Consider the following 12,707-nt stretch of genomic DNA (forward strand, 5'->3'; position numbering starts at 1 on the left):
GAGCGTGTAGCCACCTGCTGGACGTTCAGTCTATGGGTGGTACGAAAGGGTGGGGCAACCGGGCGGGCGTCGTTTGTACGCCATGAGGCTGGGACATCATCCTGTCCCTCCCTCCAACTTGACGTACGCCCAAGGGAAACGGTTGCCCTCGTTCCCTTACGAGTGAGTCTCGGCCCGGTCTCGTTACGGCAGCACCGCCCCGGACGGCTCAGCCGTCGGACTCCCCGCGGATCACCGCGAGCACCCCGTCCAGCTCGTCGGGCTTGATCAGCACGTCGCGCGCCTTGGAGCCCTCGCTCGGTCCGACGATGTTCCGCGACTCCATCAGGTCCATCAGCCTGCCGGCCTTGGCGAAGCCCACGCGCAGCTTGCGCTGGAGCATCGAGGTGGAGCCGAACTGGGTCGAGACGACCAGCTCGGCCGCCTGGCACAGCAGGTCGAGGTCGTCGCCGATCTCCTCGTCGATCTCCTTCTTCTGCTTGGTGCCGACGGTGACGTCGTCCCGGAAGACGGGCGTCATCTGGTCCTTGCAGTGCTGGACGACGGCGGCGACCTCGTGCTCGGTGACGAAGGCGCCCTGCATGCGGATCGGCTTGTTGGCGCCCATCGGCAGGAAGAGGCCGTCGCCCTTGCCGATCAGCTTCTCGGCGCCCGGCTGGTCGAGGATGACCCGGCTGTCGGCGAGAGAGGAGGTGGCGAAGGCGAGCCGGGAGGGCACGTTCGCCTTGATCAGACCGGTGACGACGTCCACCGAGGGCCGCTGGGTGGCGAGCACCAGGTGGATGCCGGCCGCGCGGGCCAGCTGGGTGATGCGGACGATCGCGTCCTCGACGTCCCGCGGGGCGACCATCATCAGGTCGGCGAGCTCGTCGACGATCACCAGCAGGTACGGGTAGGTCTTGAGCTCGCGCTCGCTGCCCGGCGGCAGCTGTACCTTCCCGTCCCGGATCGCCTGGTTGAAGTCGTCGATGTGGCGGAAGCCGAACGCGGCCAGGTCGTCGTAGCGCAGGTCCATCTCGCGCACCACCCACTGGAGCGCCTCGGCGGCCCGCTTGGGGTTGGTGATGATCGGCGTGATCAGGTGCGGGATGCCCTCGTACGCGGTGAGCTCGACCCGCTTGGGGTCGACCAGCACCATCCGGACGTCCTCCGGGGTCGCCCTTATCATCACCGACGTGATCAGGCAGTTGATGCAGGACGACTTGCCGGAGCCGGTGGCGCCCGCCACCAGGATGTGCGGCATCTTCGCCAGGTTGGCCATCACGTAGCCGCCCTCGACGTCCTTGCCGAGCGCGACCAGCATCGGATGGTCGTCCTCCGCCGCCTCGGCCAGCCGCAGCACGTCGCCGAGGTTGACCATCTCGCGGTCGGTGTTCGGGATCTCGATGCCGACCGCGGACTTGCCGGGGATCGGCGAGATGATCCGCACGTCGGGGCTGGCCACGGCGTACGCGATGTTCTTGGTGAGCGCGGTGATCTTCTCGACCTTGACGGCCGGGCCGAGCTCCACCTCGTAGCGGGTGACCGTCGGGCCCCGGGTGAAGCCGGTGACGGCCGCGTCGACCTTGAACTCGGCGAAGACGTTGGTGAGCGACTCGACGATCAGGTCGTTGGCCGCGCTGCGGGTCTTGCCCGGCCCGCCGCGCTCCAGGAGGTCCATGGAGGGCAGGGCGTACGTGATGTCCCCGGAGAGCTGGAGCTGCTCGGCCCGCGAGGGGAGGTCGGTCGGCTCGGGAGCCGGCTTCGTCAGGTCCGGCACTCCCCCGCCGGGCGGCCGCTGGCCGGCGCCGCGCGCGGTGGGCACCGGCGCCGCGGGCGCCTCGGTGGCGTCCGCCGCCGCGGCCTCGACGGCGGCGGCGCGCTCGGCGGCGACGTCCCGGGTCAGATCGGCGACCAGCGGGGACGGCGGCATGCCGTTGAGGACGGCGCCGTCCAGTGCGGCGGCCGCCGCGGCGGCGACGTCCACCGGGTCGAGCCCGCCGGTGTCGAAGGCGGACGCGGGCAGGGTACGGCGCCGGCCGCGCCGCTCCAGGGCGGCGGCCTCGGCCCCGTCCGGGTCGTAGCCGGGGCCCGCGCCCGGGGCGCGGCGACGGGCGGGCCGCGCGGGGACGGGGCCCGCCTCGCGCCAGTCCTCGCCGTACGCGTCGTGCGCCCCGTCGGCCTCGGGGTCGTACTCCGGCTCGACGATGCCGAGCCGGGCCCCGAGGGCGCGCAGCCGCTGCGGGATGGCGTTGACCGGGGTGGCGGTGACGACGAGCAGCCCGAAGATCGTGAGCAGCACCAGCATCGGCACCGCGAGGACCTCGCCCATCATGAAGACGAGCGGCTTGGAGGCGGCCCAGCCGATGAGCCCGCCGGCGTCCTGCATGGCCTCGGTGCCGTCCTCGCGGCCCGGCGAACCGCAGGCGATGTGGACCTGTCCGAGCACGCCGATGACGAGTGCCGACAGACCGATCGCGATCCGCCCGTTCGCCTCGGGCTTCTCCGGGTGGAGGATCAGCCGGACGCCGATCGCGCCGAGCAGCAGCGGTACGAGCAGGTCGAGCCGGCCGAAGGCGCCGGTGACCAGCATCTCGACCAGGTCGCCCACGGGGCCGCGCAGATTGGACCAGGTGCCGGCGGCGACGATCAGGGCGACCCCGAGCAGCAGCAGCGCCAGGCCGTCCTTGCGGTGCGCCGGGTCGAGGCCCTTGGCGCCCCGCCCTATGCCGCGGAACACCGCACCCACCCCGTGCGCCAGGCCGAGCCACAGACCGCGCACGAGCCGGTAGACGCCCCCGGTCGGGGACGGCGCCGGGCGGGGCGCGGCCTTCTTCGCGGCGGTCTTGCGCGCGGGCGCGCGCTTGGCGGGCGCGGCCTTCTTGGCCGGCGCCTTCTTCGCGGGGGGCTTGGCGGGCGACTTGGCGGGCACCGCTTTCTTCGCGGTGCCGGTCGTACGGCCGGCGCGCGGCTTTGCGGTGCCCGCCGTGCCCTGGGAACCCTTGCCGGTCGTACGTGAGGCCATGATGCTGAGGTTACCGGTGTACACCGCCGGGAAAACAGCTCACCCGTTCGTGTCGCCGGTGCGGGGACCGAAACTGACGCCCGCTCACGGCGGGCGCCCTCGGGTGACGCCCGGTCAGCTCTGCGCGGGAAGGGTGGGCGCGCCGCCCGTGCCCGGCTCCAGAGCGTCCAGGGCCCGCCGGAGACCGGTGAGCTTGCGCTCCAGATGGGCGGCGGTGGCCACCGCGGCCGCGTCGGCGGAGTCGTCGTCGAGCTGCTTGGAGAGCGCCTCGGCCTGCTCCTCGACCGCGGCGAGGCGGGCGGAGAGCTCGGCGAGCAGCCCCGCGGACTCCTTGCTCTGGCTGCCGGCGCCGCCGCCCTCCAGCTGGAGCCGCAGCAGCGCCGCCTGCTCGCGGAGCTGGCAGTTCTTCATGTACAGCTCGACGAAGACGGAGACCTTGGCCCGCAGCACCCAGGGGTCGAACGGCTTGGAGATGTAGTCGACCGCGCCCGCCGCGTATCCGCGGAAGGTGTGGTGCGGGCCGTGGTTGATGGCGGTGAGGAAGATGATCGGGATGTCCCGGGTCCGCTCCCGCCGCTTGATGTGTGCCGCCGTCTCGAAGCCGTCCATACCGGGCATCTGCACGTCCAGCAGAATGACCGCGAAGTCGTCGGTCAGCAGCGCCTTGAGCGCTTCCTCCCCGGACGATGCCCGCACCAGCGTCTGATCGAGCGCCGAGAGAATGGCCTCCAGCGCCAGCAGATTCTCCGGCCGGTCATCGACCAGGAGGATCTTGGCCTTCTGCACCATGCCCCGTCCTCCTCGTCCCGGCACTGGTTCGCTCCGGCTCTGCGAGCCGGGGGAAGCACCGGGCGCCGCCCCAGAAGACGACTCCCATGCGCCGTCCGTCCTTGTGCCGGTCATCGTAGCCGCACCCCGCCCGTCGCCACACCCTGTCACCGCATTGTCACGGAGCACGCAGGTCGTGCCCCTCCCTCGAACGCGGTGGGAGACCAGAAGGTTCCCCGTCCTCGGGCCTCTCACACCCGTGTGGCGACGGCCCGTCAGCGGACGCCCCGTCGGAGACGCCTCAGCGGCCCTCCCCCCGCATCCACTGCTCCATCACCGACAGCAGGTGGTCGGGGTCGACCGGCTTGGTCACATAGTCCGACGCACCCGACTCGATGGCCTTCTCCCGGTCGCCCTTCATCGCCTTCGCCGTCAGCGCGATGATCGGCAGCCCCGCGAACTGCGGCATCCGCCGGATCGCCGTCGTCGTCGCGTACCCGTCCATCTCCGGCATCATGATGTCCATCAGCACCACCGACACGTCGTCGTGCTGCTCCAGGACCTCGATGCCCTCGCGCCCGTTCTCCGCGTACAGCACCGCCAGGCCGTGCTGCTCCAGGACGCTGGTGAGCGCGAAGACGTTGCGGATGTCGTCGTCGACGATCAGCACCTTCTCCCCGGCGAAGCCGAAGGTCCGGCGCGGCGCGGGCTCCGCCTGCTCCTCCGCCTCCGCGCCCTGCTGCACGGGCTGCCCGGGGACCGCCGCCCGCTGCTGCTCCACCGCCTTGCGCCGGTGCCGGAACAGCGCCCCCGCACCGGAACGGGCCTCGGCCGGCGGGGCCGGCGCGAAGTGCGCCATGCCTTCACCGGACTCCCCCGCCTGCGGCTCCGCCGGGTCCTGGTGCTCCTGCCCGTATCCGGACTGCGCCGGCTCGATCGGGCTCAGCGGCAGATACAGCGTGAAGGTCGAGCCGCGGCCCGGCTCGCTCGCCGCGTGGATCTCGCCGCCCAGCAGCCGCGCGATCTCCCGGCTGATCGACAGGCCGAGACCCGTACCGCCGTACTTCCGGCTGGTCGTGCCGTCGGCCTGCTTGAACGCCTCGAAGATGACCCGCATCTTGCCGGCCGCGATGCCGATGCCCGTGTCCGTCACCGAGAACGCGATCAGCTCGGCGTCCGGGTCGCGCAGCGTCCCCGCCTCCAGGAGCTGCTCCCGGATCGACTGCGGCACGTCCGAGCCCGCCGGGCGGATGACCAGCTCCACGGCGCCGGTGTCGGTGAACTTCACCGCGTTCGACAGCAGGTTGCGCAGCACCTGCAGCAGCCGCTGCTCGTCGGTGTGCAGCGTGGCCGGCAGCTCGGGCGAGACCCGCACCGAGAAGTCCAGCCCCTTCTCCGCGGTCAGCGGCCGGAACGTGGCCTCCACGTAGTCGACCAGCTGCACCAGCGCGATCCGGGTCGGCGAGACGTCCATCTTGCCCGCCTCGACCTTCGACAGGTCCAGGATGTCGTTGATCAGCTGGAGCAGGTCGGAGCCGGCGCCGTGGATGGTCTCGGCGAACTCGACCTGCTTGGGCGTCAGGTTCGAGTCGGCGTTGTCGGCGAGCAACTTGGCCAGGATCAGCAGCGAGTTGAGCGGGGTGCGCAGCTCGTGCGACATGTTCGCCAGGAACTCGGACTTGTAGCGCATGGAGACCGCGAGCTGTTCGGCACGCTCCTCCAGGACCTGCCGGGCCTCCTCGATCTCGGTGTTCTTCACCTCGATGTCCCGGTTCTGCCGGGCCAGGAGCTCCGCCTTGTCCTCCAGCTCGGCGTTGGAGTTCTGCAGCTCCTTCTGCCGGTGCTCCAGCTCCGCGGAACGCTCCCGCAGCTGCTCGGTGAGCTCCTGCGACTGCTGGAGCAGCACCTCCGTACGGGTGTTGACGCTGATCGTGTTCACCGTGGTGGCGATCAGCTCGGCGATCTGGTTGAGGAAGTCCCGCTGGATCTGGGTGAACGGCTGGAACGAGGCCAGCTCGATCACACCGAGGACCCGCCCCTCGAACAGCACCGGCAGCACGATCACATGGGCCGGCGCGGCCTCGCCCAGACCGGAGGAGATCTTCAGATAGCCCGGCGGCACGTTGACCTGGATGGTCCGCTTCTCCTCCGCCGCCGTCCCGATCAGCGTCTCCCCGGGCCGGAACGAGGTCGGCATCGACCCGGCGGAGTAGCCGTAACTGCCGCGCATCCGCAGCTCGTACGAGCCCTCCCCCTCGCCCAGCGGTTCGGCGTCGCCGTTGGCGGAGCCGGTCGGCATCGCGACGAAGAAGGCGCCGTGCTGCGCCGAGACCACCGGCGTCAGCTCGCTCATGATGAGCGAGGCCACGTCCTCCAGGTCCCGGCGGCCCTGCATCAGACCCGAGATGCGGGCCAGGTTGCCCTTGAGCCAGTCCTGCTCCTCGTTGGCGAGGGTGGTGTCGCGCAGGTTGGCGATCATGGTGTTGATGTTCTCCTGGAGCGCCTGGATCTCACCCGCCGCGTCCACCCCGTCGATCTTGAGGTTGAGGTCGCCGCGGGTCACCGCCGTGGCGACGGCCGCGATGGCACGCACCTGCCGGGTCAGGTTCCCGGCCATCTCGTTCACCGACTCCGTCAGGTCCCGCCAGGTGCCGTCCACGTCCCGCACCCGGGCCTGACCGCCCAGCTGCCCGTCCGTACCCACCTCGCGGGCCACGCGCGTGACCTCCTCGGCGAAGTTCGACAGCTGGTCGACCATCGTGTTGATGGTGCTCTTCAGCTCCTGGATCTCGCCGCGCGCGTCGATGTCGATCTTCTTGGTGAGGTCGCCCTTGGCGATGGCCGTGGTGACCGCGGCGATCTGGCGCACCTGCCCGGTCAGGTTGTCGGCCATGCCGTTCACCGAGTCGGTCAGGTCCCGCCAGGTGCCCGACACCCCCGGCACCCGCGCCTGACCGCCCAGGATGCCGTCCGTGCCCACCTCGCGGGCCACCCGGGTCACCTCGTCGGCGAACGACGACAGCGTCGTCACCATGGTGTTGACCGTGTCCGCCAGCTCGGCGACCTCGCCGCGCGCCTCGACCGTCACCTTCTTCGACAGATCGCCGTTGGCGACCGCCGCGGAGACCCGGGAGATGTTGCGCACCTGGCTGGTCAGGTTGTTGGCCATCAGGTTGACGTTGTCGCTCAGGTCCTTCCAGGTGCCGGTCACCCCGCGCACCCGCGCCTGGCCGCCCAGGATGCCCTCGGTGCCCACCTCGCGGGCCACCCGAGTCACCTCGTCGGCGAAGTTCGACAGCTGGTCGACCATCGTGTTGACGGTCGTCACCAGCTCCAGGATCTCTCCCTTGGCGTCGACGGTGATCTTCTTCGACAGGTCGCCCTTGGCGACCGCCGTGGTGACCTCGGCGATGTTGCGGACCTGGATGGTCAGGTTGTTCGCCATGAAGTTCACCGACTGCGTCAGGTCCTTCCAGGTGCCGGAGACCCCCTGCACCTCGGCCTGACCGCCCAGGATGCCCTCCGTGCCCACCTCGCGGGCCACCCGCGTCACCTGCTCGGCGAAGCTGGAGAGCTGGTCCACCATCGTGTTGAGGGTGTTCTTCAGCTCCAGGATCTCGCCCCGCGCGTCCACGTCGATCTTCTGCGACAGGTCACCCCGCGCCACCGCCGTGGCGACCTGCGCGATGTTGCGCACCTGGGCCGTCAGGTTCCCGGCCATGCTGTTCACCGAGTCCGTCAGGTCCCGCCACACACCGGCGACGCCCGGCACCTGCGCCTGCCCGCCGAGCCGCCCGTCCGTGCCCACCTCGCGGGCCACCCGGGTCACCTGGTCGGCGAAGGCCGAGAGCTGGTCGACCATCGTGTTGATGGTGTTCTTCAGCTCCAGGATCTCGCCCCGCGCGTCCACGTCGATCTTCTGCGACAGGTCACCCCGCGCCACCGCCGTGGTCACCTGGGCGATCTGCCGCACCTGCGAGGTCAGGTTGCCGGCCATGAAGTTCACCGAGTCGGTGAGCTCCCGCCAGCGCCCGGACACGCCGTCCACCCGGGCCTGACCGCCCAGCCGGCCCTCCGTGCCCACGTCCCTGGCCATCCGCGTCACCTGGTCGGCGAAGGACGACAGCTGCGACACCATCGTGTTGACGGTGTTCTTCAGCTCCAGCATCTCGCCGGCCACGTCCACCGTGACCTTCTGCGACAGATCACCGTTGGCGACCGCCGTGGTCACCTGCGCGATGTCCCGCACCTGCCCGGTGAGGTTGCGGAACGCCGTGTTCACCGAGTCCGTGAGGTCCTTCCACGTCCCCGCCGCGCCCGGCACCTCGGCCTGACCGCCCAGCAGACCCTCGACGCCCACCTCACGCGCCACCCGGGTCACCTCGGAGCCGAACGCCGAGAGCTGGTCGACCATCGTGTTGACGGTGTTCTTCAGCTCCAGCATCTCCCCGGCCACGTCCACCGTGACCTTCTGCGAAAGATCACCGTTGGCGACCGCCGTGGTCACCTGCGCGATGTCCCGCACCTGGGTGGTGATGTTCCGGAAGACCGTGTTGACCGAGTCCGTGAGGTCCTTCCACGTCCCCGCGGCACCCGGCACCTGCGCCTGACCGCCCAGCAGACCCTGCGCACCGACCTCGCCGGAGACCCGGGTCACCTCGTCGGCGAAGGTCCGCAGCGTCTCCGTCATCTGGTTGATGGTGTCCGCGAGCTGCGCGATCTCGCCGCGCGCCGACACCCGCACCTTCTGCGACAGGTCGCCGTTGGCGACCGCCGTGGTGACCTCGGCGATGCCCCTCACCTGATTGGTGAGATTTCCCGCCATCGTGTTGACGGAGTCCGTGAGGTCCTTCCACACGCCGGCGACCCCGGCCACCTCGGCCTGACCGCCCAGCTCGCCCTCGGTGCCCACCTCGCGGGCCACCCGGGTCACCTCGGACGAGAACGACGACAGCTGGTCCACCATCCGGTTGACCGTGTTCTTCAGCTCCAGCATCTCGCCGGCCACGTTCGCCGTGACCTTCTGCGAAAGATCGCCGTTCGCCACCGCCGTCGTCACCAGCGCGATGTCCCGCACCTGGGCCGTCAGCCGGTTCGCCATCGTGTTGACCGAGTCCGTCAGGTCCTTCCACGAACCCGACATCCCCCGCACCTGGGCCTGACCGCCCAGCTTGCCCTCGGTGCCCACCTCCAGTGCGACCCGCGTCACCTCGTCGGCGAACACCGACAGCTGGTCCACCAGGTTGTTCACGGTCCGGGCGACCTTCAGGAACTCCCCGCGCAACGGCCGAGTCGTCCCGTCCGCCCCCTCCGAGCGCAGCTCCATGCGCTGCCCCAGATCACCCTCGGCCACCGCCGAGAGCACCCGGCCCACCTCGGAGACCGGCCGCGCCAGCTCGTCCACCAGCGCGTTCGCCGCCTCGACGGCCGCCGCCCACGCCCCCTCGCCGGCCCCGGTCTCCAGCCGCTCCGACAGCTTGCCCTCGCGGCCCACCACCCGGCGCACCCGCGAGAGCTCACCGGTCAGATGCGTCTGCCGGTCCGCGACCTCGTTGAACACGGCGGCGATCTCGGTCATCAGACCGTCGCCGGACACCGTCATCCGCTTGCGGAAGTTCCCGTCCCGCATCGCCACCAGAGACGCGAGCAGCCGTTCCAGCGACGCCGCGTCGACCTGGACCGACCCACGACTCCTGGACCGTCCGCCCCTCGCGCGCGTTCCGCCACTGCCGCGTCGCGCTGCCGTGCCAGACTCCACCGTGTCCCTCCCGAAGGGGTCGACGAACTTCCCGGGGTACCCCAAGCCTGCCCAGTGTTTCACCATGGTCGAACCAGGCCATAACAGTTCGACGGAAACAGCGATGACCGGCATCCGCTGGGACAGCGAAGGTAAGTAACCTGGCATCCGGCTGTCCAACCGCCCCGGTCCGCCCGGCGGGGGCGGACGGCGCGAAAACGCGAAAAACACGGGCAGCGGGAGGGGCAGACCGACCATGGCAGAGCCGGGCGTCGAGACGCGTACGAGGAGTTCAGTGATCACCGCGCGGGCGGCTGCCAGTTTCGAACCCGTCGGGCGGTCCGTCGCGACCGCCCGCGCCTTCGTCCGGGACACCCTCCAGGGCTGGGGGTACGCCGAGGTCGTCGACGACGCCGTCGTCCTCACCAGCGAGCTCGTCACCAACGCCGTCATCCACGCCGGCACCGCCGCCGACGTCCTGTGTCTGCGCGCCGACGACGGCATCCGCATCGAGGTTGCCGACCGCTACCCCGAGCGCGAGATCCCCGTCCAGCAGGGACGGTCCATGGGCAGCCCCGACCGCGAGAACGGCCGGGGCCTTCTGCTCTGCGCCGCCCTCGCCTCCCGCTGGGGCGTCGAGTACAGCCCCACCCGCAAGCACGTCTGGTTCCACCTCGACCTGCCCGAGCGCCCCGTCGGCACCCGCTCCGCCGGCCCCGTCCTGCCCGACCCGCTGCTCCCCCTCGCCGAGAGCCGGGTCCGCGTCGCCGTCGTCCAGATCGACCGCGGCGGCGCCATCAGCGCCTGGAACGAGGACGCCGAGGAGCTCTTCGGCTACGGCGCCGACCAGGTCACCGGCAAGCCCCTCGGCGACCTGGCCGCCTGGCCCCACACCCCCGGCATCGGCACCGGCCTCGCCGAGGCCCTGCGTCTGTCCCGCTGGGAGGGCAGCTACGGCATCCGCTGCGCCGACGGCCGCGTCATCCCCGTCTACGCCTCCCACCTGCGCGTCCGCGACGCCGAGGGCGAGCCGTCCACGGTCTGCCTCCTCGTCCGCGAGTACGAGCGCGCCGTCCTCCAGACCCCGCAGCGCCCCGCAGCCTCCGAGGCCGGGCCCGAGAGCCGCACCGCGGACCCCTTCGAGGTCTTCATCGGCTCCCCCGCCCCCGACGACCTCGACGGACTGCTCCAGCGCACCGTGGAACGCGCCCGGGACATGCTCGACGGCGACTCCGCCTTCCTCCTCCTCGCCACCGACGACGAGACCGAACTCGAGGTACGGGCCACCACGGGCCTGCCCTCCGCCCGCCAGCGCTTCGCCCGCGTCCCCGTGGAGACCGGCGCCAGCCGTTACGGCTCCGCCCGCATGCCCGCCGTCCACGAGGACCTGGCCGCCGTACCAGGCGCCGTACCCCTCCTCGAAGGCACCGGCATGCGCTCGGTCGTCACGGTCCCGCTCAAGGTCGAGGGCCGCCTCACCGGCTCCCTCGGCGTCGCGGCCGAAGGCGCCAACCGCTATTCCAACGAGGAGGCCCTGCGTCTCCAGTTCGCCGCCGACCGCATCGCGCTGGCCGTCGAGTCCGCCCGTCTCGGCGAGCTCGAACGCCTCCGCCGCGGCTCCCTCAGCTTCCTCGTCGAGGCCTCCGACCTGCTGGCCGGCACCCTCGACCGCGACCAGACCCTGGCCCTCATGGCCCAGATGACGGTCCCGACCCTGGCCACCTGGTGCGCCGTCTACACGATCGCGGACCCGGCCTCCGACCCGTACCTCTCCTTCGTCCTGCACGAGGACGAGGACCTGATCGACGGCCTGAAGGCCCTGCTCTCCTCCATCTCCCCGCCCGAGCCGGTGACCATGCCCGGCGCCCGCATCTGGTCCGCCCCCGGCGACGCCGCCCACCGCGAGGCGCTCGGCGCCTCGATGCGCGAACTCGACGGCCCGGCGGGCCCGGTGTCCTCCGGCATCCACACGGCACTCGCCACCGCGGCGGCCGTCGGCGGCGAGACGGTCGTCCTGCCACTCGTCGCCCGCAACCGGGTGATCGGCATGCTGACCCTGGGCAAGCCCACCGACGACCACTTCCGCCAGGAGATCCTGGAGCTCGCCGAGGACCTCTCCCGCCGAGCCGCCCTGGCCCTGGACAACGCCCGCCTCTACTCCGAGCGCATGGCCATCAGCCGCTCCCTCCAGCGCAGCCTCCTCCCGCCGGGCCTCCCCGAGATCCCCGGTGTGGAGGTCGACGTCATCTACCGCGCGGCCGGCGAGGGCAACGAGGTCGGCGGCGACTTCTACGACCTCTTCCCGATCCGCGACGGCGCGTACGGCTTCGCCATCGGCGACGTCTGCGGTACGGGCCCCGAGGCCGCCGCCGTCACGGGCCTCGCCCGGCACGCCCTGCGCCTGCTCGCCCGCGAGGGCTTCGGCGGCCCCGCGGTCCTGGAACGCCTCAACGCGGCGATCCTCGACGAGGGCGCCCGCAGCCGCTTCCTGACCCTGCTGTACGGCGAGATGCGCCCCCAGGAGGACGGCTCGGCCGTCCTGAAGGTCGTCTGCGCCGGCCACCCGCTCCCCCTCCGCCTCAGCCAGGACGGCACGGTCCGCCCCGCGGCCGACCCGCAGCCGCTCCTCGGCGTGATGGAGGACCTGGAGCTGTACGAGCAGACGGTCACCCTGGACCCGGGCGACGTCCTCCTGTGCGTCACGGACGGCGTCACCGAACGCCGCGAGGGCACCCGGATGCTGGGCGACGACGGCCTCACCGAGGTCCTCAGGTCCTGTACGGGCCTGACGGCCGGCGCGGTCGCCTCGCGAGTCCTGAGGGCGGTCGAGCGCTTCGCCCAGGAGCCGGCCTCCGACGACATGGCCATCCTGGCCCTGCGCATCCCGGAGCCGCACAACCGCTGAGCCGAGGTGGGAACGGCCCCCGTGGGGGCCGTTCCCACCGCCTTCCTTCGCCTTCCTTCGCCTTCCTCGCAGCCCAGGAACGCAAAAAAGGCCCCCGCCTGATGGCGGGAGCCTTTTCTCTGAGCCCTTTAACGGAATCGAACCGTTGACCTTCTCCTTACCATGGAGACGCTCTGCCGACTGAGCTAAAAGGGCGGGTTGTTCGGCGGCGTCCTACTCTCCCACAGGGTCCCCCCTGCAGTACCATCGGCGCTGAAAGGCTTAGCTTCCGGGTTCGGAATGTAACCGGGCGT

Annotated in this window: 4 protein-coding genes, 1 tRNA gene and 1 rRNA gene; 1 reads left to right on the forward strand and 5 read right to left on the reverse strand. The window is 71.1% G+C overall.

Annotation, left to right across the window (positions count from 1 at the left end; translation table 11 throughout):
• Positions 1 to 208: 208 nt before the first annotated feature.
• The 3 genes from ACH414_RS29905 to ACH414_RS29915 all read right to left on the reverse strand — a co-directional run bounded on the left by ACH414_RS29905 (position 209) and on the right by ACH414_RS29915 (position 9,530).
• Positions 209 to 3,004 (reverse strand): DNA translocase FtsK, encoded by a 2,796-nt coding sequence (locus tag ACH414_RS29905; protein ID WP_398944127.1) that lies wholly within the window; start codon positions 3,002 to 3,004, stop codon positions 209 to 211.
• Positions 3,005 to 3,118: 114 nt separating this feature from the next.
• Complete coding sequence (locus ACH414_RS29910) at positions 3,119 to 3,793, reverse strand: two-component system response regulator (protein WP_382547530.1); 675 nt, start codon at positions 3,791 to 3,793, stop codon at positions 3,119 to 3,121.
• Between the two features lie 280 nt (positions 3,794 to 4,073).
• Positions 4,074 to 9,530, reverse strand: coding sequence for a HAMP domain-containing protein (locus ACH414_RS29915; RefSeq protein ID WP_386568837.1), 5,457 nt, complete (start codon positions 9,528 to 9,530; stop codon positions 4,074 to 4,076).
• 235 nt (positions 9,531 to 9,765) lie between these two features.
• On the opposite strand from ACH414_RS29915, the gene ACH414_RS29920 reads away from it, so the two are divergent.
• A complete protein-coding gene (locus ACH414_RS29920) occupies positions 9,766 to 12,414 on the forward strand; it encodes a SpoIIE family protein phosphatase (protein WP_398944128.1) in 2,649 nt (882 codons plus the stop codon).
• Positions 12,415 to 12,536: 122 nt separating this feature from the next.
• On the opposite strand, the gene ACH414_RS29925 is transcribed toward ACH414_RS29920, so the two are convergent.
• Both ACH414_RS29925 and rrf read right to left on the reverse strand, forming a co-directional pair.
• Positions 12,537 to 12,609: transfer RNA gene (locus ACH414_RS29925), tRNA-Thr, on the reverse strand.
• 5 nt (positions 12,610 to 12,614) lie between these two features.
• Positions 12,615 to 12,707, reverse strand: a 5S ribosomal RNA gene (gene rrf / locus ACH414_RS29930); the annotation flags it as partial.

Source organism: Streptomyces sp. NPDC020422, from assembly GCF_044386705.1.
Classification (GTDB): domain Bacteria; phylum Actinomycetota; class Actinomycetes; order Streptomycetales; family Streptomycetaceae; genus Streptomyces.